Raw genomic sequence first — 22,812 nt, 5'->3', positions numbered from 1 at the left:
CCGGACCCCCGCAGGCCACCCGTCCCCGCTGATCGGAAGCGTCCATGCTCGACACCGCTCCCGCGGTGCGCAGGCCACCGGGCCGGAGATCGTCCGGCCGTGCGCGCCCGCGCCGCCGGCCCCGCTTCGGGCCCTACCTGCTGATCGCGCCCACCGTCGTCGTGATCGCCGTGCTGATGTTCTGGCCCATGATCCAGATCGGGATCATGTCGTTCCAGAAGGTCGGCAACCGCCAGCTGCGCGGCGAGCCGGCCGAGTCGGTCGGCACCGAGAACTTCGACACCATCCTCAAGGACCCGCTCTTCTGGGCGGCCTTCCGGCACACGGTGCTGTTCGCCGTCGTCGCGGTCAGCCTGACCATGGTGATCGGGACGCTGGTCGGGCTGCTGCTCAACAAGCTCGGCAAGCGGATGTCGAGCTTCGTCTCCGGCGGCGTGATGGTCGCCTGGGCGACCCCGCCGGTGACCGCCGCGATCATCTTCAGCTGGCTGTTCGGCTCGACCGGCGGGCTGGTCAACTGGACCCTGGACAAGCTGCCGGACGCCCTCGTCGGCGGCGGCTGGAACGACTACAACTGGTTCGCCACGCCGCTGTCCACCTACACCGTCCTGACGGTCTGCGTGGTGTGGCAGGCGTGCCCGTTCGTGGCGGTGTCGGTGCTGGCCGGCCTGAAGAGCGTCCCGCGCGAGCTGTACGAGGCGGCGCGGGTGGACGGCTCGGGCCCGTGGCGGACGTTCTGGAGCCTCACCTACCCGATGCTCAAACCGATCTTCCTCGTCGTCCTGGTGATGTCGATCATCTGGGACTTCAAGGTGTTCACCCAGCTGTTCATCATGTCCGGGATGGCCAACCGCGACGCGTTCAACCTGTCGCTGTACGGCTACTCCGAGGCGTTCGGCGCGCTCAACCCCAAGCTCGGGATGGGCTCGGCGATCGCGGCGGTGCTCACGCTGATCCTGCTCGTCGTCACCGCGCTGTACGTGCGGGTCATGGTGCGTCAGGGGGAGACCCGATGACCCAGGCAACCCTCAAGGCGGGACGGCCCGGACGCAGGCGGCCGACCGCGCGCAAACGAGCCCGCAAGATCGGCCTCAACGCGCTCGGCTTGCTGGTGTTCGTGCTGGCGGTGTTCCCCGTCTTCTGGATGGCGTCCACCGCGTTCAAGCCGAACAGCGAGATCTTCAGCACCACGCCGAAGCCGCTGCCGACCCATCCGACGCTGACGCACTTCGACTTCGTCCTCAACGGCGGCATCGCGCAGGTGTCGTTCTGGACGTACTTCCGCAACAGCATCGTGCTGGCCCTCATCACCGTCGTGGTGTCGAGCCTGCTGGCGCTGCTGGCCGCGACGGCGGTGGCCCGGTTCCGCTTCCGGTTCCGCACCACCTTCCTGATCATGCTGCTGGTCGTGCAGATGGTGCCGTGCGAGTCGCTGGTCATCCCGCTGTTCCTGGACCTCAAGAAGCTCGACATGCTGAACACGCTGCCGGGGCTCGCGGTCGTCTACATCGGGTTCGCGGTGCCGTTCGCGATCTGGATGCTGCGCGGCTTCGTCGCGGCCGTCCCGAAGGAGCTGGAGGAGGCCGCCGCGATCGACGGCGCCGGCCCGATCCGCACGTTCTTCACCGTCATGCTCCCGCTCGTCGCGCCCGGCCTGGTCGCGACCAGCATCTTCTCGTTCATCACCGCGTGGAACGAGTTCATCTTCGCCTTCACGTTCCTGGACGACCAGGACAAGTACACCCTGCCGATCATGCTGCAGTTCTTCTTCGGTCGCAGCAGCACCGCCTGGGGGCCCATCATGGCAGCGTCCACGCTGCTCACCATTCCCGTCATCGCGTTCTTCCTGGTCGTCCAGCGCCGCATGGTGTCCGGTCTGACCGCCGGGGCGGTGAAGGGGTGACCACCGACGACATCGCGACCACCGGCGAGATCGCCCGGCTGGCGCGGGGCACGCTGCTGCCGTCCTTCCCGGGCGCGTCCGCGCCCCGCTGGGTGCTGGACGAGCTGGAGGCGGGCCTCGGCGGCGTGACGCTGTTCGCGCTGACCGGCAACGTGCCGAGCCCGGAGTCGCTGGCCGCGCTCACCGCGCGCATGCGCAAGGCGGGCGACCCCTTCGTCACCATCGACGAGGAGGGCGGCGACGTCACCCGGCTCGGCGGGCACGCCACCGGCAGCCCCTACCCGGGCAACGCCGCGCTCGGCGCGGTCGACGACCCGGAGCTGACCCGGCGGATCTACCGCTCGCTGGGCGCCGAGCTGTCCGAGGTCGGCGTCAACCTCAACTTCGCGCCGTCGGTGGACGTCAACACCGCCGACGACAACCCGGTGATCGGGACCCGCTCGTTCGGGTCCGACCCGGCCCTCGTCGCCCGGCACGCGGCGGCGGCCGTGACCGGCACCCAGGAGGCGGGCGTCGCCGCCTGCTGCAAGCACTTCCCCGGCCACGGCGCGACCGTGGACGACTCCCACCTCGGCGTCCCGATCGTCGACGCCGACCTGGAACTGCTGGACCGCCGCGAGCTGGTCCCGTTCCGGGCGGCGATCGCGGCCGGCACCCGCGCGGTGATGACCGGGCACCTCAACCTGCCCGCGATCACCGGCGGAGTGCCGGCGACCCTGTCCCCCGCCGCGATCACCGGCCTGCTGCGCGAGCACCTCGGCTACGAGGGCGTGATCGTCACCGACGCGCTGGACATGCAGGGCGCGAGCGGCGCGATCGGCATCCCGGAGGCGTCGGTGCGCGCCCTGCTGGCGGGCGCGGACCTGCTGTGCCTCGGCCCGAACGAGCACGCCGAGACACTCCACGCGACGCTGGCGGCCATCGAGGAGGCGGTGCGCACCGGGCGGCTGCCGGCCGCGCGGCTGTTCGACGCGGCGGAGCGGACCCGGCGGCTGCGCGAGTGGCTCGCCGGCAGCAGCCCGGCCGCGGTCGACCGCGCCGCCGGCCTGGAGGCCGCCCGCCGGGCCCTGCGGGTGACGGGCTCGCTGCCCGGCTGGAACGGGGCGCCGCTGGTGGTCGAGGCGGAGGCGAGCGGCAACATCGCGGTGGGACCGACGCCCTGGGGCCTGCACCCCTGGGCGCCCGACGCCGTCCGGGCCGCGGGGGCGCCCGGAGAGGCGGAAGGCGTCCTGGAACGTGCCAGGGGACGCGGGCTGGTGGTCGTGCTGCGGGACGCCCACCGGCACGCGGCCCAGCGGGCGCTCGCCGGCGCGCTCCTGACGGCCCGTCCCGACACCGTGGTCGTGGAGATGGGGCTGCCGGTCTGGCACCCCGAAGCCGCCGTCTACCTGGCCACCTACGGCGCCGCCGCCGCCAACGCCCAAGCCGCCGCCGAGATCCTGGGGCTGGTCTCCACCGCCTGATCGCGGCCTGCGAGCCGTGGCGCGCCCGCCGGTCAAAGGCCCGGTACCGGCGGGCGCGCCACATCCATGCGCCCGCGCCGCCCACCACCAAGGCCTGCGCCGATCGTGTCCACCCGCTGGTCCTGCCCAGCCATGCGACGACCTGAGCCGTCGCGGTCGCGAGCGAAGCCGGATTCGAGCGAAGCAAGAATCCGATCGCGCAGCGAGCCCCTGGGCGAGCCGGAGCGATGCAGCGATCGCACGCATTGCCCGTTGAAGGAAGGCGCTCCAGCGCCTGACGCCGAGGGCAATGCCATGGGCAGAGTCAGACCAGTCCGATCGGCAAGGGATAATACGTACATGCGATTGTCCGCTCGGGTCGACTACGCGTTGCGTGCCGCCGCGGAGCTGGCGGTGGCCGGGAGTCACCCGGTGACCGCGGTCCAGCTCGCGGAGGCCCAGCAGATCCCGCCCAAATTCCTCGAGAACATCCTCGGCCAGCTGCGCCGTTCCGGGCTCATCCGCAGCCAGCGCGGCCCGGAGGGCGGCTACTGGCTGGCGCGGCCCGCCGAGCAGATATCCCTGGCCGACATCATCCGCGCGATCGACGGGCCGTTGCTCGGCGTCCGCGGCGAGCGTCCGGAGCACGTCGGCTATGAGGGACCGGCGCGGTCGCTGCAGGAGGTGTGGATCGCGCTGCGCGCCAGCGAGCGGGCGATCCTCGAGCGGGTGAGCCTCGGGCACATCGCCGCCGGCAAGCTGCCGGAGGGCGTCCAGAAGCTCACCGAGGACCCGTCGGCCTGGGAGAGCCCCTCGCTGATCTAGCGGCGGGGTCGGCACGGTGCCCGAAGGCGATGTCGTCTGGCTGACCGCCCGGCGCCTGCGCGAGGCGCTGGCCGGGCGGCCGTTGACGCATGCCCAGTTCCGGGTGCCCCGCCTGGCGACCGCCGACCTGCGCGGGCGGACGGTGCTCGACGTGGTGTCGCGGGGCAAGCATCTGCTCATCCGCGTCGAGGGCGGCCTGACGATCCACACCCATCTGCTCATGGAGGGCCGCTGGCAGATCCGGCCCGCCGGGCCGCCGCCGCGCGACCACCGGGTCCGGCTGGTGCTGGGGAACGCCGAGCGGCAGGCGGTCGGCTCCTCGCTGGGCCTGGTCGAGCTGCTGCGCACCGCCGAGGAGGACGCGGCCGTCGGCCACCTCGGCCCCGACCTGCTCGATCCCGGCTGGGACGCCGGGCTCGCCGCGCGGGCCGTCGCCCGGCTGGAGGAGCGGCCCGGCCGCGCGATCGGCGAGGCGCTGCTCGACCAGACCCGGCTCGCCGGGATCGGCAACGTCTACAAGGCCGAGATCCTGTTCCTGCGCGGCGTGCACCCGTGGACGCCGGTCTCGGACGTCCCCGACCTGCCCGGCCTGGTCGAGCTCGCTCACCGGCTGCTGGACGCCAACAAGGAGCGCCACGGCCACGTCACCACGGGGAACCTGGCGCGCGGGCAGGAGCACTGGGTGTACGGGCGCGCCGGACGCCCCTGCCGCCGCTGCGGGACCCGGATCGAACGCACTCCCCAGGCATCCGATGTGGGCGACCGCACGGCCTTCTGGTGCCCGCGCTGCCAACCGTCCCGCTAGGGCGTCGGGGCGGTCGGCGCCCGTCCGGCGCCTCGAGGTCGCGGACGGGTCGCCGCCGGGAGCGGGTCGCCGGATCCTGCGCCCGCGCGACCATCCTCCGATTGCGATCGTTCCAAGTCAATTCTCGGGTTTCCTTATCGATCTCCCAGGTCTAGCTTGGGCGGATGACCCTCGACGACCTGCGCGTGTTCGTGGCCGTCTGCGCGGCCGGCAACCTGAGCGCCGTCGCCCGCGATCTGTCGTGCAGCCAGTCCGCGGTGAGCCAGCACGTCAAGCGGCTCGAACGGGAGACCGGGCTGGTGCTGCTGGAGCGGCGGCCGCGCGGGGTGCTGCCCACCCGCGCCGGCCGGATCCTGCACCAGGCCGCGACCGAGGGCATCGCCGGGCTGGACGCGGCCCTCCGGCAGCTGGATGACCTGCGCCGCGGCGTCGGCGGGACGGTCCGCATCGCAACGGGCGCCACCACCGTCCGGCACTTCATGGCCGCGGGCGTGGCCGCGTTCCGGACCCGCCACCCCGACGCGGCGCTGCAGTTCGAGACCGCCGGGTCCAGCCGCCGCTGCCTGGAGGCGGTGCGCACGCACACCGCGGACCTGGCCTGGGTGACGATCGGCCCGCCGCTGGACGGCGTCGAGCAGCGCGCGTCCTGCGAGCTGCCCTGGGTGCTGGCCGTCCACACCGGCGACCCGCTGGCCGGCCGCGAGGCGATCGCGCTGGACGATCTGGCGGGCATCCGGCACATCGAGCTGCCCGCGCACTCGACGTCCCGCGTCCACCTGGAGATGCACCTCGAGCGGCACGGGGTGCGGCTGACGTCCAGCACCAGCGTCGCCGACTGGGACACCGCGCTGCTGCTGGCCGAACTCGGCCTCGGCCACGCGATCCTGCCCGCGCTGCCCGGCTGGGGCGGCGGGAGGGGCGAGGTGCGGCTGATCCCGATCCCCGGCCTGCCGCCGCTCACGGCCGGCTGGGCGGCGCGCCGCTGGGACGCGCTGAGCCCGCTGGCCGTCGAGTTCGCCGAGACCGTCCTGGAGCACCTGCGCCGCTGAACCGCGCCAGGCCACGAACACGCGGAAAGGCCCGGCCCCACACGAGGGGCCGGGCCTTTTCCGTCCGGATCCGGGGCCGCGCCGAGGATCGCGGCGGCGCGGCGCGGGGATCCGCGCTCTAGGCGATCAGGTCTGCGCCTGGAACATCCAGTGCTGCTTCTCCAGCTCCTGGGTGATGCCGATGAGCAGGTCCTGGGTCACGGGGTCGGGCTCGTCGGTCGCCGCGATCCGCTCGCGGAACCGCGCGATGATCTGCGCCAGCACGTCGGTGACCGCCGCGACGACCTTGTCGTCGGCCAGGTATCCGGCCTCGAGCTGCGGGAGCTCGGTGCGGTCGGCGACCGTGCGGGCACGACCGTCGGGGTTCACGCCGATCGCCACGGCGCGCTCGGCCACGTCGTCCTGGCCGCCGCGGGCGAGGTCGACGACCTCGTCCAGGTGCTCGTGCACGACCTTGAAATTGCGACCGGTCAGGTTCCAGTGCGCCTGCTTGGCCACGAGCGAAAGATCGATGAGGTCCACGAGGGCGCCCTGCAGGGCCTGCCCGGTGACCTTCAGTGCCTCGTCGGAGAGCGGGCTCTTGACGGCCGCCATTGTCGGGCTCCTTCCGCGTCGTTACGGTCATCCGCTACAACGGGGAAGCGTCCCCCCATATGCCGAGCCCATGCGTGAGACCGCGCACACCCGCGGCCCCGGTGGGGCATGAGCCCCGCGCCGCCCGCCGACCGGCGGGCACCGGCCGGTACGGCGATCCGCGGGGGCTAGGCCGCGACCATGTCGCCGCGGAACTCGCCGGTGATCTCCTCGGGGGTCTCCGGAATGCGCTCGGCGGGGATCCGCTCGTGCTCGGGCGCGCCGGCCATGACCGGCTCGTGCTGCAGCTCGGCGAGGGCCAGCGAGTCGGCCACCTCCCTGAGCACGTGCGACAGCGGAACGCCCAGCGCCTTGCAGATCGAGGAGAGCAGTTCGGAAGAGGCCTCCTTCTGCCCTCGTTCGACCTCGGACAGGTAGCCGAGGGAAACCCGCGCGGCCGCGGAAACCTCACGGAGGGTGCGTCCCTGGCGCAGCCGCAGCTGCCGCAGTACGTCACCGAGCAGCTGGCGAAGCAGGACCATCGTCTCGCTCCCTCCCTCAGTTCGGACCATCTGCCGGTTCCACCGTACCCGGCTTGGCGGTGGCGATGGCAGACCGTTGATTTCGTGTTCGCTCGGAACGTAACGCTGTAATCAGCCCCTAACTTCCCGATCTTCCCGAGCGTCCCCGGTCGCGACCTCGGCGTCAAGCCCCAACAGGACGCGTCTGAGCAGCTCAAGCGCGTGCACCACGGTCATCCGGCGGAGCACCGCGCGGATCTCCGGCCCGGTGCCGGGCACGGGGAGTTTCGGCCTGACCACGGTGCGCGTATCCCCGGGTCCGGTCACGCCGATATAGACCGTTCCCACCGGCTGCCCGTCCTGCGGCAACGGGCCGGCGACGCCGGTCACCGCGAGCCCGTAGGTCGCGCCGAGCCGGTCGCGGACGCCCGCGGCCATCGCGGCGGCCACGTCGGGGTGGACGGCCCCGTGCTCGGCGAGCAGGTCCTCCGGGACGCCGAGCAGGCGGTGCTTCAGCTCCGTGGCGTACGTCACCATCCCGCCCGCGTACGTCTCCGACGAGCCGGGCATCGCGGTCAGCTCGGCGCCGATGAGGCCGCCGGTGAGCGACTCGGCCACCGCGACGGTGGCGGAGCGCTCGGCGAGCAGCCGGTGCACGACGCGGTCGAGCGTCTCGTCGTCCACTCCGTAGACGACGGGGCCGAGCAGTTCGCGGACGCGCACCTCGACGCCGTCGAGCCGGCCCTTCGGATCCGCGCCGATCGTGGTGATGCGGATCTTCACCTCGGCGGGGTCGGGCAGGTAGGCCAGCTTCACCCCGTCCATGGCCTCGACCTCGGCGAGCCGCGTCGCGACGACCGACTCCCAGATCCCGGCGGTGCGCAGCGTGCGGCGGGCGACCGCGGGCAGCCCGGCGGTCGCGGCCAGCTCCGGCAGCACCACCTCGTCCATGATCGTGCGCATCTCGAACGGGACGCCGGGCAGCGCGTAGACGACGCCGCCCTCCAGCTCGACGCGCAGGCCGGGAGCGGTGCCGGCCGAGTTGCGCAGCTGCCCGGCCCCTTCAGGCACCTCCGCCATGCGGAACGCCATCTGCTGCAGTTCCCGCCCGGCCGCCTCGGCCCGCTCGCGCAGGCGCCGCTCCAGCGCCGGGTCGCGGACCAGCGGGACGCCCGCGGCCCGCGCGAGCGCGTCGCGGGTCAGGTCGTCGTAGGTGGGGCCGAGGCCGCCGGTGGTGATCACCGCGTCGGCGCGCTCCAGCGCGGACCGCACCGCGGCGACGATGACGTCCATCTCGTCGCCGACGACCACGCTGCGGGTCACCTCGACGTCGTGCTCGGCGAGCCGCCGGCCGAGCCAGGCCGCGTTCCCGTTGATGGTGTCGCCGAGGAGCAGCTCGTCCCCGACGGTGAGCAGTTCGACCCGCATCGCTTCCCCGTCCCGTTCGCCGACCAGCCGAATCTACCGGCCGGGGACGACGGTCCGGAGCGGGGCGCGCACGCGGTCGGCCGGAGCGGGCGGCGGAACAGGCGGAGGGCGGGCGGAGGGCGCCGACGGCGGCGGGGCGCGCCCGGTTGACGGCACCGGACGGCCGAATCAGGACGAAGGACTCTTTCCCGGCAAACACCACTTGCCTGATCGTTCGCCGTATATCTCATTTCGTTGGCCGGGAAAAACGCGAGCCGTGCATTGTGTCACACACCCGCGCGGCCCCGCACACTGCGCGCGGATGGGAACGCGACCGGGGCGCGCATCGTCGCACCGCCCCGACCTGCGCCATTGCGTTCCGCGGTCCACCATCGGCCACACGTGCCGTCATTTTGTGAGTCAGAACTCATTTGCCATGTCGCGACCACTCCCCATTCACAGGGATAATTGCCAGTGCGGCCGCCATGAACGGGGCTGCGGGGCACGACCGGGGTGGGCGTGCTCCCGCAGCCCGCATGGCGGCCGTACCCGTTCGCGGCCCGGGCCGTCTCCGGCGGTCAAGGGCGCGCCAGCCGGCGCAGGACGGCCCCGCAGCGCCGCGCGTACGCGCGCTGGAACAGCGGCCCGAACGGCCCTGCCAGTTTCGCCGGAGCCGTGGCCGGACGGCTGAACGAGGTGATCGTCAGCCACACCTCGCCCTCGTCGTCCAGGTGCACGACGAACGCCTCCTCCCCCGCCATCGGATGGCCCTCCAGCGTCCCGTAGGCCCATCCGGCGCGGCGGTCCTCCTCCTGCGTCCAGACGACCCGGCACGGCGCCGACAGCCGCAGCGGTCCGATCCCGGCGCCCATCTCGACGGTCACGCCGGGCGCCGCGCGCGGAGCCGACGCCCGCACGCGCGCCGGAAGCGCCCGGTGCATCCAGAACTCCATCAGCGCGTCCGAGGCGTTCCGGAACGCGGCCGGCCCCGCGCCGACGAGCGTGCGCACCCGCAGATGCCGGTACCCCGGCGGCCGCTCCGCGTCCCGCGTCGCGCCGACCTCGCGATAAGTGAAGCCTTGCCCGCTCATCGACCTCCGGCCCCCAAACTGACCAATCGGTGTCAAGTATCGCTCGTTCTCCTGTTCACCCGCCGGACGCCGATCTAACGTCGCCTCATGCTCGCCGTCATCGCCGGACTGAACGTCTTCCCCATCAAGAGCGCGGGAGGTGTCGCGCTCGCCGAGGCCGAACTGACACCGCAGGGGTTCCGGCACGACCGCGCGTTCATGCTCGTCCGCCCGGACGGACGGCACCTGTCGCAGCGGGAGGTGCCCGAACTCGCCCTGCTCCGGCCCGCCTACGACGGCGTGAAGCTCACCGTCCACACGCCGCTCGCCGACTCGCCCCTGATCTGCGAGGCCGCCGACGGCCCGGCCCGCGACGTCACCGTGCACCGCCTTCCCTGCCAGGGCATCGACCAAGGCGACGACGCCGCGGAATGGTTCTCCGACGCCCTCGGGATCGGCTGCCGCCTCGTCCGCTTCACCGGGACGCGCCCGACCAAGCGCGGCGGCGGCACGCTGACGTTCGCGGACGGGTACCCGGTCTCGGTGCTGTCCGGCGAGTCGCTCGACGACCTGAACGACCGGGTGGACGCGCCGCTCCCGATGGACCGGTTCCGCCCCAACATCGTCCTGCGCGGCCTCGGCCCCTACGGCGAGGACGGGGTCACCCGGCTGCGCGGCGGCGCCGAGATCGAGCTGATCAAGCCGTGCGCGCGCTGCGTCATCATCAACACCGACCAGGAGACGGCCCGGCGCTCCCCCGTGGCCCTGCGCACGCTCGCCGGGTACCGCACCGGCCACTTCAACGGCTCCCGCGAGATCGTGTTCGGGCGGCTCGGCGTCCCGCGCGTCACCGGCGTCCTGCGCGTGGGCGGCGAGCTGTCCGCGACCTGAGCCCGGCGGACGGTCAGGAGCGCGGGGCGCGGCGCAGCCGCCAGGCCTGCGCGACGTAGTCGGCGCCCGTGACGACGGTGACGATCAGGGCGGCGCCCATTGTGACCCAGCGCAGGTAGTCCAGCGGACCCGGCAGGATATAGAAGCCGATCGCGAAGACCTGCAGCATCGTCTTCAGCTTGCCGCCCTTGCTGGCCGGGATCACCCCGTACCTGATGACGACGAACCGCATCAGCGTGATGCCGATCTCGCGGACCATGATGACGACCGTCACCCACCACCACAGCTCGCCCAGCACCGACAGGCTGACCAGGGCCGCCCCGATGAGCGCCTTGTCGGCGATCGGGTCGGCGATCTTGCCGAAGTCGGTGACGAGGCCGCGGGCGCGGGCCAGGTCCCCGTCGATCTTGTCGGTGACGGACGCGGCGGCGAACACCGCGAACGCGCCGATCCGCCAGCCGGTGCCGTCCAGGAACAGCAGCCACACGAACAGCGGGACCAGCGCGATGCGCAGCAGCGTCAGCGCGTTGGCGATGTTGTAGACGCTCGCGGGCGGCGGATCGGGCGCCCCGGCGACCGGTTCGGGCATGCCGGCGATCATGACACGTCCGCGACGAGGTCCACTCCGTCGGCACCGGTCACGCGGGCGGCGACGATCTCCCCGAGGGCCAGCCCCTCGCCGCGGACCAGCACCGTCCCGTCCACCTCGGGCGCCTGGTGGGCCGCGCGGCCCTCGAACCCGCCGTCCGCCTTGTCCTCCAGCAGGACGTGGATCTCGGTGCCGACGCGGTCCTCGGCGCGCTGCGAGGTCAGCTCCTCGGCGAGCTCCGTCAGGTCCTCGACGCGGCGGGCGATCTCGTCCGGGTCGACCTTGCCGGGCAGGTTCGCGGCCTCGGTGCCGTCCTCGTCGGAGTAGCCGAACACGCCGATCGCGTCGAGCCGCGCGGCGGACAGGAACTCCGCCAGTTCCTCGTAGTCGTCCTCGGTCTCGCCGGGGAACCCGACGATGAAGTTGGACCGCACGCCCGCCTCCGGGGCCAGCGCGCGGATCTGGTCGAGCAGCTCCAGGAACCGGACGCGGTCGCCGAACCGCCGCATCGAGCGCAGCACCGGTCCGCTGGCGTGCTGGAAGGACAGGTCGAAGTAGGGCGCGACGCCGGGCGTGCCGCAGATCGCCTCGATCAGCCCCGGCCGGGTCTCGGCGGGCTGCAGGTAGCTGGCCCGGACGCGCTCGATGCCGTCCACGGCGGCGAGGCCCGGCAGCAGCTTCTCCAGCGCCCGCAGGTCGCCGAGGTCCTTGCCGTAGGACGTGGAGTTCTCACTGACCAGCACCAGCTCGCGGACGCCGTGGCCGGCGAGCCAGCGCGCCTCCTCCAGCACCTCCGCCGGCGGACGCGACACGTACGCGCCGCGGAACGCCGGGATGGCGCAGAACGTGCAGCGCCGGTCGCAGCCGGACGCCAGCTTCAGCGGGGCGACCGGGCCGCCGCCGAGGCGCCGCCGCAGCACCCGCGGCCCCGACGCGGGGGCCAGGCCGTCCGGCAGGTCGCCCGGGCCACCGTGCCCGGGGATCGCCACGTCCGGCGCGGACGCGGAGCGCTCGGCGGGGCTGATCGGCAGCAGCGTGCGGCGGTCGCGCGGGGTGTGGGCCTCGCGCGCGCGGCCCTCCACCACCTCGTCGAGCCGCTCCCCGATCGACAGGTAGTCGTCGAAGCCGATCACCGCGTCGGCCTCCGGCAGCGCCTCCGCCAGCTCCCTGCCGTACCGCTCGGCCATGCAGCCGGCGGCGACGACCTTGGCGCCGGAGTCGTGCGCGGCCAGCAGCGTGTCGATCGAGTCCTTCTTCGCCGCCTCGATGAAGCCGCAGGTGTTGACGACCACGACGTCGGCGCCGTCCGCGCCGTCGGCCAGGTCCCAGCCGGCGTTCTCCATGCGCGCGGCGAGCTCTTCGGAGTCCACCTCGTTGCGGGCGCAGCCCAGCGTGATCAGCGAGACCTTGCGGCGAGTCGACATGCCCCTAAGGTAATGGGCGCCGGGACCTGGCGGGCCCTCGCCCCGCCGGTGCGGCGACCGGGCGGTCACGCCCTCGGCGGGGCCGCTTCGGGACGTCAGGCGGCCGCCGGGTCGTTGCGGTCGAAGCTGAGCCGCTGCACGCCCTTGCCCTTGCCGGGCGTGCCGATGTCCTTGCCGTTCACGGTGAGCCGGACGCCGCCGCCGACGCCGATCACCATGCTGATCTTCTTCTTCGCGGTCCACTTCTTCTGGTCGCCGCTGCGCAGTACGCCGGAGTACAGCGCCTTGCCCTTGTCGCCGCGGACGTTGACCCAGACCGTGCGCTTGGCGATGACCTGGACCTCGACCTTGGTGCGCGGGGCCGCCGCGACCGGGTCGGTCGTCTTGACGGGCGGCGACGGGCTCGGCTTCGGCGTGCGCGCCGCGGGCGTCCCGGCGACCTGCCGCGCGGTGTGCCGCTCGTGCCCGCCGTCGTGCCGGATGGCCTGGAACACCCCGCCGATGACCACGACGGCGAGGGCAAGGGCCATCGCCGCGCTCCAGTTCGCCGAGCGGCGCTCGCGGAAGGGGATCGGGCGCTCCGGCTCGAACGCCGCCGTCGCCGACACCGGCTGCGGCGCGCCGCCGTGCGCGGCGTCGAACTCGGTGACGAGCGGTTCGGGGTCGATGCCGATGACCCGCGCGATGCTGCGGATGTGGCCGCGGGCGTAGAAGTTGCCGCCGCAGGCGGAGAAGTCGTCGGACTCCATGCCGCGGATCACCGTCTCGCGGATCCGCGTGTGGAGACTGACCTGCGTCACCGAGAGACCCGCCTGCCGTCGCTCCTGGGCCAAGGTCTCACCGATGCTCACGCCAGGCCTCCTTCGAGCGCGTCCGCGGCTGGTTCCACGCTGATGCGACACCAGTCTAGAAACGGGAATGCCCGCTCGGCGAGCGCCAACACGTTCGAAACAGGGCAAGATTTCGCATCATTCCGCCATGCCCGTCCCTGGATCGGGCGGCCATATGACGGCAACCGAGCGGACATTCCATTGTTCCCCCGCGGTAAGGGCCGCGGGGGAACGGCCCGTCAGCCTCCGCCGCGCAGTTCCGCGAGCACCCCGGGCAGGTCGTCGGGCTTGGCGAGCACGTCGCGGGCCTTGGAGCCCTCGCTCGGCCCGACGATGTCGCGGCTCTCCATCAGGTCCATCAGCCGGCCCGCCTTGGCGAACCCGACGCGCAGCTTGCGCTGCAGCATCGAGGTCGACCCGAACTGCGTCGACACCACCAGCTCGATCGCCTGGACGAGCAGGTCCATGTCGTCGCCGATGTCCTCGTCGATCTCCTTCTTCGGCGCGGACGACTCGGCGACGTCCTCCCGGTATTTCGCCTCCATCTGCCCCTTGCAGTGGTCGACGATCCCGGTGATCTCCTTCTCCGCCACGTAGGCGTTCTGGAGCCGCATGGGCTTGCTCGCGCCCATCGGCAGGAACAGGGCGTCGCCCTGCCCGACCAGCTTCTCCGCGCCCGGCTGGTCGAGGATGACGCGGCTGTCCGACAGCGACGACGTCGCGAACGCCAGCCGGGACGGCACGTTGGCCTTGATGAGCCCGGTGACGACGTCCACCGACGGGCGCTGCGTCGCCAGCACCAGGTGGATGCCGGCGGCGCGGGCGAGCTGGGTGATGCGGACGACGGAGTCCTCGACGTCGCGCGGTGCGACCATCATCAGGTCGGCGAGCTCGTCCACGATCACCAGCATGTACGGGTAGGGGGTGTAGACGCGCTCGCTGCCGGGCGGCGCGGTGAGCCTGCCCGCCTTCACCGCCTTGTTGAAGTCGTCGATGTGCCGGAAGCCGGACGCGGCCAGGTCGTCGTAACGGCGGTCCATTTCGCCGACGACCCATTCGAGCGCTTCGGCCGCTTTTTTGGGATTTGTGATGATCGGGGTGATCAGGTGGGGAATGCCCTGATACATGGTCAACTCGACCCGTTTCGGGTCGACGAGGATCATCCGCACCTCGTCCGGCGTCGCGCGCATCAGGATCGAGGTGATGAGCCCGTTGATGCACGTCGACTTGCCGGCGCCGGTCGCGCCCGCGATGAGGATGTGCGGCATCTTCGCCAGGTTCGCCACCACCGTGCGGCCCTCGACGTCCTTGCCGAGGCCCACGATCATCGGGTGGTGCTCGTTGGTCGCCGCGGGTGAGCGCAGCACGTCGCCGAGGCTGACGATGTCCTTGTCGGTGTTCGGAATCTCCACGCCGATCGCCGACTTGCCGGGGATCGGCGAGATGATCCGCACGTCCGCGCTCTTCACCGCGTAAGCGATGTTCTTGGTCAGCGCGATGACCTTCTCGACCTTGACCGCCGGGCCCAGTTCGATCTCGTACCGGGTGATCGTCGGCCCCCGGGTGAACCCGGTGACCTGCGCGTCGATGTCGAACTGCTCCAGCACCCCGGTGAGGGCGTTCACCACCGTGTCGTTGGCCTTCGTGCGCGCCTTGGTCACGGTGCCCGGCCGCAGCGACGAGGTGTCGGGCAAGACGTAGACCTCGCCGGACGACGACAGCGGCAGCTGCTCGGAGCTGCGCGGCGCCGGCGTCGGGTCGCGGACCTCGGCGCGCTCGGGCTGCTCGGCCGGGGCGAACTCCTCCGGCGGCGCGTCGTCCATCGGCGGCCCGTCGTCGGCGGGCGGCGCCGGCGGCGGGACGTCGCCGCCGAACGGGTCCGGCTCGAACAGCTCGTCGGCGAGGTCGCGCGCCGGCCGGTCGGGACGCTTCGGCTCGTCCTCCAGCAGCGGCGTGTCGTACGGCTTGGAGTGCTCGCCGACCTCCAGCTCGTCGCCGGCCTCGTCCGCCTTCTTCTTGCGGCGGCGCTTCTTCGGCGCCTCCGGCTCGCCCTCCACCGTGTCGGACGGGCGCTCCGGGCGGCCCTGCAGCGTCGCGACGGCCCACAGGTCGCCGACGCGCTCGGGCACCTTCGCGATCGGGGTCGCGGTGATGACCAGCAGCCCGAACCCCGACAGCAGGAGCAGCAGCGGCACCGCCACCCAGCCGCTGAGCGCGGCGTCGAGCGGCGCCGACACCAGCCAGCCGACGACGCCCCCCGCGTCGCGCACCCCGGGCATGTCCTTCGACGGGGACGGGATGCCCGCGGCGATGTGCAGGACGCCGAGCACGCCGACGGTGAGCGCGGTCAGCCCGATGACGACGCGCCCGGTCTCCTCGTTCTGCTCGGGGTGGCGCAGCGTCCGCCACGCCAGCAGCGCCAGCACCACCGGCAGCGCCATCGCGACGATGCCGATGCCGCCGCGCACGACCTTCTCCAGCGCGATCGTGACGACGCCGTCGGGCCGGAACCAGGTGACCGACGCCAGCACGATCGACGAGCCGAGCAGCGCGAGCCCGAGCCCGTCGCGCCGGTGCTCGGGGTCGAGGTTGCGGGCGCCGTCGCCGTAGGCGCGGAAGATGGAGCCGACGGCGACCGCCGCGAGCAGGTACAGCTTGAACAGCAGCTTGAAGAACCCGAGGACGGCCTGCGAGATCGGGTCGGGCTTCTGCTGCTGCGGGCGCCCGCAGCCGGAGCCCCGGCCGGCGCCGCCCTTGGCCGCGCCGCTCCTGGCTCCGCCGCCCTTCGCGCCACCGCCCTTCGCACTGCCGCTCGTTCGCTTCCGGGGGGACGGCCCTGCGGGTTTGCGAGCCGCGCTGCCCCCGGTACGCGAGGAGGTGGTCTTCGCTCCCCCGGACGCACGTGTGGCCATGGTTATGAGAGTAGCCAAGGACGCTCGGGGTTCCCGGGACGGCGAACGGGCGTGTTGCCCCATACCGGGACGGCCGCGACCGTGCGCCGCGGCCGTCCCGGACGGCGGCTAGACCTCGACGACCACCGGGATGATCATCGGGCGGCGGCGGTAGTTGTCGCTCACCCACTTGCCGACCGTGCGGCGGATCAGCTGGTTGATCTGGTGCTGGTCGTTGACGGCGTCGCCGGCCGCGCCGGCGAGGACCCCCTCGATCCGCTCGATGATCTCGTTGAAGTCCTCGTTGACGATGCCGGCGCCGCGGGCGTGCACCTCGGGCCCGGCCACCAGCTTGCCGGAGGTGGAGTCGATCCCGACGACGATGGAGACGAAGCCCTCCTCGCCGAGGATCCGCCGGTCCTTCAGCGAGGTCTCGGTGACCTCGCCGACCGACAGGCCGTCCACGTACACGTACCCGGCCGGGACGGCACCGACGATCTTGGCGTGGCCGTCCACCAGGTCGACGACCACGCCGTCCTCGGCGATGACGATGTTGTCGTCGGGGACGCCGGTGAGCGCGGCGAGCTTGGCGTGCGCCCGCAGGTGCCGCCACTCGCCGTGGATCGGCATGAAGTTGCCGGGCTTGGTCACGTTCAGCACGTACAGCAGCTCGCCCGCCGACGCGTGCCCCGACACGTGCACGAGCGCGTTGCCCTTGTGCACGATCCGCGCGCCCCACCGGGTGAGGCCGTTGATGACGCGGTTCACCGCGTTCTCGTTGCCGGGGATGAGCGAGGACGCCAGCATCACCGTGTCGCGGTCGGTGATGCGGATCGAGTGGTCCCGGTTGGCCATCCGCGACAGCGCCGACATCGGCTCGCCCTGCGAGCCGGTGCACACCAGCACCAGCCGGTCGCCGGGGATGTCGTCCAGCTCCTTCTGGTCGACCATGATGTCCTCGGGGACGTTCAGGTAGCCCAGCTCGCGGGCGACGCCCATGTTGCGGACCATCGAGCGGCCCACGAAGCACACCTTGCGGCCGTTGGCGACCGCGGCGTCCAGGACCTGCTGGACGCGGTGGATGTGCGAGGCGAAGCACGCGACGATGAGCCGCTCCTGCGCGGTGCGGAACACCTCGTCGACGACCGGCCCGATGTTGCGCTCGCTGGTGACGAAGCCGGGGACCTCGGCGTTGGTGGAGTCCGAGAGCAGCAGGTCGATGCCCTCGGCGCCGAGCCGGGCGAACCCGGGCAGGTCGGTGAGCCGGCCGTCCAGCGGCAGTTGGTCCATCTTGAAGTCGCCGGTGTGCAGGACGAGCCCGGCGGTCGTGCGGACGGCGAGGGCGAGGGCGTCCGGGATCGAGTGGTTGACGGCGAAGAACTCGCAGTCGAACGGCCCGAACGTGCGCCGGTCGCCCTCGGCCACCACGTCGGTGACCGGTTTGATGCGGTGCTCGGTGAGCTTGGCCTCCAGCAGGGCCAGGGTGAGCCTCGAGCCGATCAGCGGGATGTCGCGGCGCTCGCGCAGCAGGTACGGGACCGCGCCGATGTGGTCTTCGTGCCCGTGCGTGAGGACGACGGCCTCGATGTCGTCGAGGCGTTCCCTGATGTACTCGAAATCCGGCAGGATCAGGTCGACGCCGGGCTGCTCGGTCTCGGGGAAGAGCACGCCGCAGTCGACGACGAGCAGGCGTCCGCCGAGCTCGTAGACCGTCATGTTGCGGCCGATCTCCCCGAGCCCGCCGAGCGCGACGATGCGCAGCCCGCCCTCGGGCGGGGCGGGCGGGTCCGAGAGCTCCGGGTGAGGATGGCTCACCGGGCGACCTCCGGAATGGTTGCCTCCGGCACTTTCACTCCCCCTATCGTGAGGTCTTCGCGCAGGTGCACCGCGAACTCGGCCGTGGCCTCCACCAGCGGGGCGCGCAGCGGGCCGCCCCCGGGAAGGCCCAGCAGGTTCAGCGCTGCCTTCACGGCGATGGCGCCCTGCGTGCGGGTCATGATCGCGGTGACCACGGGCAGCAGGCGCCGGTGGATCTCCAGCGCCCGCCCATGCTCACCGGCGCGGTATGCGTCGATCATCTCATGGAGCTCGGTGCCCACGACATGGCCGACCACACTGACGAACCCGGCGGCGCCGACCGACAGCCACGGCAGGTTCAGCACGTCGTCGCCGGAGTACCAGACCAGGTCGGTCTCCGCCATCACCCGGGACGCCCCGAACAGGTCGCCCTTGGCGTCCTTGACCGCGATGATCCGCGGGTGCTCGGCGAGTTTCATCAGCGTGTCGTTCTGGATCGGCACCCCGGCGCGCCCCGGGATGTCGTAGAGCATGTTCGGCAGGCCCGTCGCGTCGGCCACCGCCGTGAAGTGGCGGAGCAGGCCCTCCTGCGGGGGCTTGTTGTAGTACGGGGTGACCACGAGCAGACCGTGCGCGCCGGCGGCCTCGGCCTGCCGCGCGAGTTTCAGGGTGTGCTCGGTGTGGTTGGTTCCGGCACCGGCGACGATCACGGCGCGGTCGCCGACCGCCTCGATGACCGCGCGCAGAAGCGTGCTCTTCTCGTCGTCGCTCGTCGTCGGCGACTCGCCGGTCGTCCCGTTGACGACCAGGCCGTCGTGGCGCCGCTCGTCGACCAGGTGGGTCGCGAGGCGCGCGGCGCCGTCGTAGTCGACTCCGCCGTCCGGCAGGAACGGCGTGACCATCGCGGTCAGCATCCGCCCGAACGGGGCGTCGGTCGATGTGCTGGGTGCCATGCATCGAACGGTACCGTTCCGGCCGCCGGCTTGGACCCGCAGGTGGAGGGGTTTCGCGGCCGGGCCCGGACGGGCATGGAAGAAGCCGCCGCCACACGCTCGGGGGTACGCGTGGCGGCGGCTCCCACACCCGACATCGTGGCACGCAAATGCCTCGTTACGGGGTCAGTCCGGCCACTTCCCGGACTCGGTTGGATAACATGACCCTCCGGTCAGTTCGCGCAGCCGGCCGCGCAGTTCCTCGACGTCCGGCGTGCGCACGAGATCATTGCCCCGGACGGCCCACCACTGCCCTGACCCGCCCCGCCCGATCCGCCAGCCGGTGAACTCGGCTGACAGCTCGCTGAGCCGGTCGGCGTCATGCCACACCGTCTGCTGAATGCGCACGGCCTCGTCCCCACTTCCCTTTGCCATCCGCTGGTACGGCCCGGTCTTCCGCACCCGTCCCTACCCCACCGGGGCGTCGCTATACACCCCTTTCTACCTGGGCATACGAAGAAATCAGTACGTAGTCGGCCGGGTTTCCCGGGGGCCAACTTTTTCTGTCGCGGGAGGCAGCCATGTCGCGCGATAACGGGCCCATTCGGCCGGTCCGGTGGTCCAGTCGGCGTACACGCCGACGCCGTACGGGCGCTTCGGCGGCCGTTTCAGCTCGTCGATTCCGCGCCTTACACCACGGAGTGCGACGGTGAGATTCTCAGCCCAGTCCATCTTGGGTCGGTAAGTGGGGACGCCGACGAATACCGTCACCTGATCGCCGATGAGTTCGAGGGTGTGCCGGGTGTGCCGGGCGAAGTGCCAGCCCGCGAGCGACCGCGTCGGCAGCGACACGTCATAGGTCATGATCGCCACCTGGTCGACCCGGCGGGCGACCTTTCGCAGGAAGTCGTCGGTCGGACGGGGCGGGTAGTGCCACGGCCCGGTGCGCGGGAGCAGGGCCTTGTAGACGGATTGGGCCGCGTCAAAGAGCGTCGGCTGTTCCAGTGCGACCGACAGCAGGCGACCGCGCGAGCGGGTCAGCTCGCGGGTGCCGTCCAGCAGCGCCAGGAACGCCCGGTCGTCGGGATAGATCGGCTCGAAGTCGTAGTGGATGCCGTCGAAGCCGAGGTCGAGGAAGGCCGCGTCGGTCTTGAGCACCTGCTCCCGGACCGCCGGGACGTCCAGGTCGATGACGCCCTTGCCTTCCACCGTGCGGATCTGCCCCAGGTACGCCTGGGCGTGCACGCCCGGCGCGTACTTGTGGACGGCGGCGACCAGGCGCTTCGCGTACCGGTACTTGGACGCGGGCACCGTCCCGTCCGCCTCGAACGGCCCGGCGTGGAAGAACACGTCGGTGATCCGGTTCTCCTGGAGGAGCGCGGCAAGGGCCCGGTATTCGGCGTCCGTGTGCGGCTCCCCCACCCACTGGTGGCGCGCCCACAGCGCGTTCACCTCGGTGCCGCGCGCCTTGGGCTCGGGCTGCCACCACACCCATGCCCCGGCGAAGGCGATCGCCACCAGGCCGAGGGCGTACGCCGCCGTCCAGCCCGCCCACCGCAGTACCCCGCGCCGGACCCCGCCCGACCGCCTCGTCCCCGCCATCCGGCAATGATCGCCTACAGGGCCAGCGCATCGGACATCCAGCGCTGACCGGGTATAGCTCGACGCATCGGGCATATCGGGAGTGCCGTGCCACATCGGGCGCACCCGGGCCGGCCGGGTCGGCGCCGGGCATGGCCGAGGGCATGCGACGGCCATCAGTCGATCATGATTGCGCCGGGCCCGCGTGGCGCGTGCGCCGAGCGCCCGCACCGGGGGAAGCCTGTGGTGACGAGGCGGTTCAGCGGCGCCGCGACCTCCGATTCGAACATTGGTTCGAATCGGAGGTCGCGATGGGGGGCCGCCCCGATCCTGTTCCGAAGTACCGGGATGGAGGTCGAACCGACATGCGAGCACGACCGAACCAGGCCGAACCGAAACCCCTGATCAGCACCCGCGCTCTCCTGATCGTCCTCGTGGCGGCCGGAGCCGCCGCGCTGACCGCGCTGGCCCCGCAGGCCGCGATCCCCATCGGCGTCGGCGTCGGCGTCGTCACCCTGCTGGCCCAGATCGTCAAAGACTGAGCCCTTGAGTTGCGGCGAGTCGTCGTTACGGACCGATCCGTAACGACGACTCGCCGCAACTCAACGAAGGGTCAGAAGACGGGAATGATGTCCTCAGCCTCGATGCCGGTGACGTCGACGCCGGAGATGTCCAGCTCGGGAATGGCCGGGAACTCGATGCCCCAGCGCTCCACGATCGCGCGGACGCGGGCGATGGCGACCCGCCAGTTCTCCGCCTGCTCGCCGAACGACAGGACGCCGAGCCCGGCGTCGCGGGCGTGGTCCATCAGGACGCGGTGGTTGGCCAGGAAGTAGGGCGGCAGGTCCCAGAAGCCGTCCGGCGGCTCCCAGAGGATCATCGACAGGAACACGAACCCGGCCCGCAGCTGCTTGGTGATCTGGCCCTTGACGTCCTCGGTGAGTCCGGGCCATTCGTTCTCGAGGATCGTCATGCAGATCTGCAGATGCCGCGACTCGTCCCTACCGATCCGCTTGAACATTTCACCGAACAGCGGATGGCGGGTCCCCGACGCCATACCGCGGAACAGGGTCGACGCGGCCATCTCCCCCATCATGAAGCTGGTGAACAGCACGGCGAGCGAGTACTTGCGGACGGCGCTGCTGTAGCCGTGCCAATAGCGGCCGCCATTGTGGTAGAGCCAGCCGATGTTGTTGTGCGCGGCCTTCTCCAGGTCCGTCTCCGGCCGCCAGCCGAGCGGGCCGCCCGGCCAGATCCGCGCGATCGACCGCTGGCAGCACTCCTCGTGGTTCATCTCGTCGCGCGTGATCGAGAAGAAGCACTTGCGGACCGGGTCCTCCTCGTGCTGCTCAAACGCGTGGATGGTGGCGCGGGCGAACACCGCGGGACCGGAGGCGTCGAAGTTGGCCAGCACCGCGAACCAGTACATGATCCCGAGCCGCTGCTCCGGCGTGAACCCCTCCGGGCGCAGCTCGTCCCAGGGCAGGTCGGCGGGGTTCCACACCGTCCGCTTCGACTTTTCGTAGATGGCGGCGAGCTTGTCGGTCTCGACGCGCCACTCCATCGGGTAGATGTTCGGCTGCGGGATCTCCGGGGCGGGCCAGAACCCGCCCTCAGGAACGATCGGCTTGTCGGCCATGGAAGGCTCCTCGATGGTCACCGTTCTGTGACGCCCTACCGTCCATTGTGGGCGACCCCGTCACGGCCCGGAAGGCGCCGGGGGTGCGGCGGACCCGCGTCCGCTGGGTCAGGGCCACGCAGACGAGAACCCCAACGGCGGCGAGCACGGTCACCGCGTCGACCGACTCGTCGAGCAGGAGCCACGACCAGGCCAGCGTCAGCACCGGCTGGGCGAGCTGCACCTGGCTGGCGCGGGCGATCCCGGCGCGCGCCAGACCCTCGTACCAGGCGAAGAAGCCGAGGTAGGCGGAGAACACCGTCACGTACCCGAAGCCGAGCACGGTGTGGCCCGTCCAGTGCGGGTGCGTCGTGGCGAGCAGCCAACCGGTGACCGGGACGGTGATGGGCGCGGCGAGCACGAGCGCCCACGAGATCACCCGCCAGCCGGGCATGTCGCGGGCGAGCCGGCCGCCCTCGGCGTAGCCCGCGGCGGCGGCCAGCAGCGCGCCGAACAGCAGCAGGTCGGCGGCGCTGAACCGGCCGGCGCCGCGGACCAGCGCGAAGCCGGTGACGCAGGCGGCCCCGGCGGCGCCGGCGAGCCAGACGACGCGGGACGGCCGCTCGCCCCCCCGCAGCACGCCCGGGGAGGCGGGGGGCGCGCG

Annotated in this window: 22 protein-coding genes; 8 read left to right on the top strand and 14 right to left on the bottom strand. The window is 72.0% G+C overall.

The window, feature by feature from the left end:
• Nucleotides 1-44 precede the first annotated feature (44 nt).
• The 6 genes from ABD296_RS14360 to ABD296_RS14335 all read left to right on the top strand — a co-directional run bounded on the left by ABD296_RS14360 (nt 45) and on the right by ABD296_RS14335 (nt 6,024).
• The gene (locus tag ABD296_RS14360; RefSeq protein WP_344266360.1) at nt 45-1,016 is read left to right on the top strand and encodes a carbohydrate ABC transporter permease; all 972 of its coding nucleotides are present in this window, start codon (nt 45-47) and stop codon (nt 1,014-1,016) included.
• Nucleotides 1,013-1,903: a carbohydrate ABC transporter permease gene (locus tag ABD296_RS14355; RefSeq protein WP_344266357.1), complete on the top strand. Its 891-nt coding sequence runs from the start codon at nt 1,013-1,015 to the stop codon at nt 1,901-1,903. The genes ABD296_RS14360 and ABD296_RS14355 overlap by 4 nt, the downstream gene beginning before the upstream one ends.
• Complete coding sequence (locus ABD296_RS14350) at nt 1,900-3,366, top strand: glycoside hydrolase family 3 protein (protein ID WP_344266354.1); 1,467 nt, start codon at nt 1,900-1,902, stop codon at nt 3,364-3,366. The genes ABD296_RS14355 and ABD296_RS14350 overlap by 4 nt, the downstream gene beginning before the upstream one ends.
• Nucleotides 3,367-3,705: 339 nt before the next feature.
• Nucleotides 3,706-4,170: an RrF2 family transcriptional regulator gene (locus ABD296_RS14345; protein WP_344266351.1), complete on the top strand. Its 465-nt coding sequence runs from the start codon at nt 3,706-3,708 to the stop codon at nt 4,168-4,170.
• 16 nt (nt 4,171-4,186) lie between these two features.
• Complete coding sequence (locus ABD296_RS14340) at nt 4,187-4,975, top strand: DNA-formamidopyrimidine glycosylase family protein (protein WP_344266348.1); 789 nt, start codon at nt 4,187-4,189, stop codon at nt 4,973-4,975.
• Between the two features lie 164 nt (nt 4,976-5,139).
• Nucleotides 5,140-6,024, top strand: a complete 885-nt coding sequence (locus tag ABD296_RS14335) for a LysR family transcriptional regulator (protein WP_344266345.1) — start codon at nt 5,140-5,142, stop codon at nt 6,022-6,024.
• A gap of 126 nt (nt 6,025-6,150) precedes the next feature.
• Here the strand turns inward: ABD296_RS14335 and ABD296_RS14330 are convergent, their stop codons facing one another.
• The 4 genes from ABD296_RS14330 to ABD296_RS14315 all read right to left on the bottom strand — a co-directional run bounded on the left by ABD296_RS14330 (nt 6,151) and on the right by ABD296_RS14315 (nt 9,616).
• Nucleotides 6,151-6,618: a Dps family protein gene (locus ABD296_RS14330; protein ID WP_344266342.1), complete on the bottom strand. Its 468-nt coding sequence runs from the start codon at nt 6,616-6,618 to the stop codon at nt 6,151-6,153.
• 167 nt (nt 6,619-6,785) lie between these two features.
• Nucleotides 6,786-7,139 (bottom strand): helix-turn-helix domain-containing protein, encoded by a 354-nt coding sequence (locus ABD296_RS14325; RefSeq protein WP_151538353.1) that lies wholly within the window; start codon nt 7,137-7,139, stop codon nt 6,786-6,788.
• A gap of 111 nt (nt 7,140-7,250) precedes the next feature.
• On the bottom strand, nt 7,251-8,546 hold the full coding sequence (locus ABD296_RS14320) for a CinA family nicotinamide mononucleotide deamidase-related protein (RefSeq protein WP_344266335.1): 1,296 nt from the start codon (nt 8,544-8,546) through the stop codon (nt 7,251-7,253).
• A gap of 557 nt (nt 8,547-9,103) precedes the next feature.
• Complete coding sequence (locus ABD296_RS14315) at nt 9,104-9,616, bottom strand: DUF1990 family protein (protein ID WP_344266332.1); 513 nt, start codon at nt 9,614-9,616, stop codon at nt 9,104-9,106.
• 87 nt (nt 9,617-9,703) lie between these two features.
• Here ABD296_RS14315 and ABD296_RS14310 point away from each other — a divergent pair, with 87 nt between their 5' ends.
• Nucleotides 9,704-10,486: an MOSC domain-containing protein gene (locus ABD296_RS14310; protein WP_344266329.1), complete on the top strand. Its 783-nt coding sequence runs from the start codon at nt 9,704-9,706 to the stop codon at nt 10,484-10,486.
• A gap of 13 nt (nt 10,487-10,499) precedes the next feature.
• On the opposite strand, the gene ABD296_RS14305 is transcribed toward ABD296_RS14310, so the two are convergent.
• The 8 genes from ABD296_RS14305 to ABD296_RS14270 form a co-directional block, all read right to left on the bottom strand.
• Complete coding sequence (locus ABD296_RS14305; protein WP_344266326.1) at nt 10,500-11,075, bottom strand: CDP-alcohol phosphatidyltransferase family protein; 576 nt, start codon at nt 11,073-11,075, stop codon at nt 10,500-10,502.
• 8 nt (nt 11,076-11,083) lie between these two features.
• The gene (gene rimO, locus ABD296_RS14300) at nt 11,084-12,499 is read right to left on the bottom strand and encodes a 30S ribosomal protein S12 methylthiotransferase RimO (RefSeq protein ID WP_344266323.1); all 1,416 of its coding nucleotides are present in this window, start codon (nt 12,497-12,499) and stop codon (nt 11,084-11,086) included.
• Between the two features lie 95 nt (nt 12,500-12,594).
• Entirely contained in the window at nt 12,595-13,350 is a 756-nt protein-coding gene (locus ABD296_RS14295) for a helix-turn-helix domain-containing protein (protein ID WP_344266320.1), read from the bottom strand.
• Between the two features lie 218 nt (nt 13,351-13,568).
• Nucleotides 13,569-16,241: an FtsK/SpoIIIE family DNA translocase gene (locus ABD296_RS14290; RefSeq protein ID WP_344266317.1), complete on the bottom strand. Its 2,673-nt coding sequence runs from the start codon at nt 16,239-16,241 to the stop codon at nt 13,569-13,571.
• 108 nt (nt 16,242-16,349) lie between these two features.
• Nucleotides 16,350-18,035: a ribonuclease J gene (locus tag ABD296_RS14285; RefSeq protein WP_344266314.1), complete on the bottom strand. Its 1,686-nt coding sequence runs from the start codon at nt 18,033-18,035 to the stop codon at nt 16,350-16,352.
• Nucleotides 18,032-18,970 carry a 4-hydroxy-tetrahydrodipicolinate synthase gene (gene dapA / locus ABD296_RS14280; RefSeq protein ID WP_344266311.1) on the bottom strand — a complete coding sequence of 313 codons (939 nt, stop codon included), beginning with the start codon at nt 18,968-18,970 and terminating at the stop codon, nt 18,032-18,034. Before dapA ends, ABD296_RS14285 begins: the two co-directional genes overlap by 4 nt.
• Nucleotides 18,971-19,135: 165 nt before the next feature.
• On the bottom strand, nt 19,136-19,357 hold the full coding sequence (locus tag ABD296_RS14275) for a hypothetical protein (protein ID WP_344266308.1): 222 nt from the start codon (nt 19,355-19,357) through the stop codon (nt 19,136-19,138).
• Between the two features lie 114 nt (nt 19,358-19,471).
• Nucleotides 19,472-20,551, bottom strand: coding sequence for a glycoside hydrolase family 18 protein (locus ABD296_RS14270; RefSeq protein WP_344266305.1), 1,080 nt, complete (start codon nt 20,549-20,551; stop codon nt 19,472-19,474).
• A 344-nt stretch (nt 20,552-20,895) separates the two neighbouring features.
• Between ABD296_RS14270 and ABD296_RS14265 the strand changes: the two genes are divergently transcribed.
• Complete coding sequence (locus tag ABD296_RS14265) at nt 20,896-21,072, top strand: hypothetical protein (RefSeq protein ID WP_344266302.1); 177 nt, start codon at nt 20,896-20,898, stop codon at nt 21,070-21,072.
• Nucleotides 21,073-21,143: 71 nt separating this feature from the next.
• Here ABD296_RS14265 and ABD296_RS14260 read toward each other — a convergent pair whose 3' ends face one another.
• Together ABD296_RS14260 and ABD296_RS14255 are read right to left on the bottom strand one after the other, a co-directional pair.
• Nucleotides 21,144-22,169 (bottom strand): hypothetical protein, encoded by a 1,026-nt coding sequence (locus ABD296_RS14260; RefSeq protein WP_344266299.1) that lies wholly within the window; start codon nt 22,167-22,169, stop codon nt 21,144-21,146.
• The coding region (locus ABD296_RS14255) for a DMT family transporter (protein ID WP_344266296.1) at nt 22,144-22,812 on the bottom strand (669 nt) is incomplete at its 5' end. The genes ABD296_RS14260 and ABD296_RS14255, both read right to left, overlap by 26 nt.

Origin of the sequence: Actinomadura napierensis (assembly GCF_039529375.1) — a bacterium.
In the GTDB taxonomy this organism is placed as follows: domain Bacteria; phylum Actinomycetota; class Actinomycetes; order Streptosporangiales; family Streptosporangiaceae; genus Spirillospora; species Spirillospora napierensis.
Note: the sequence above shows the minus strand (reverse complement) of the source record. Positions and strands in the feature narration are given on the sequence as shown.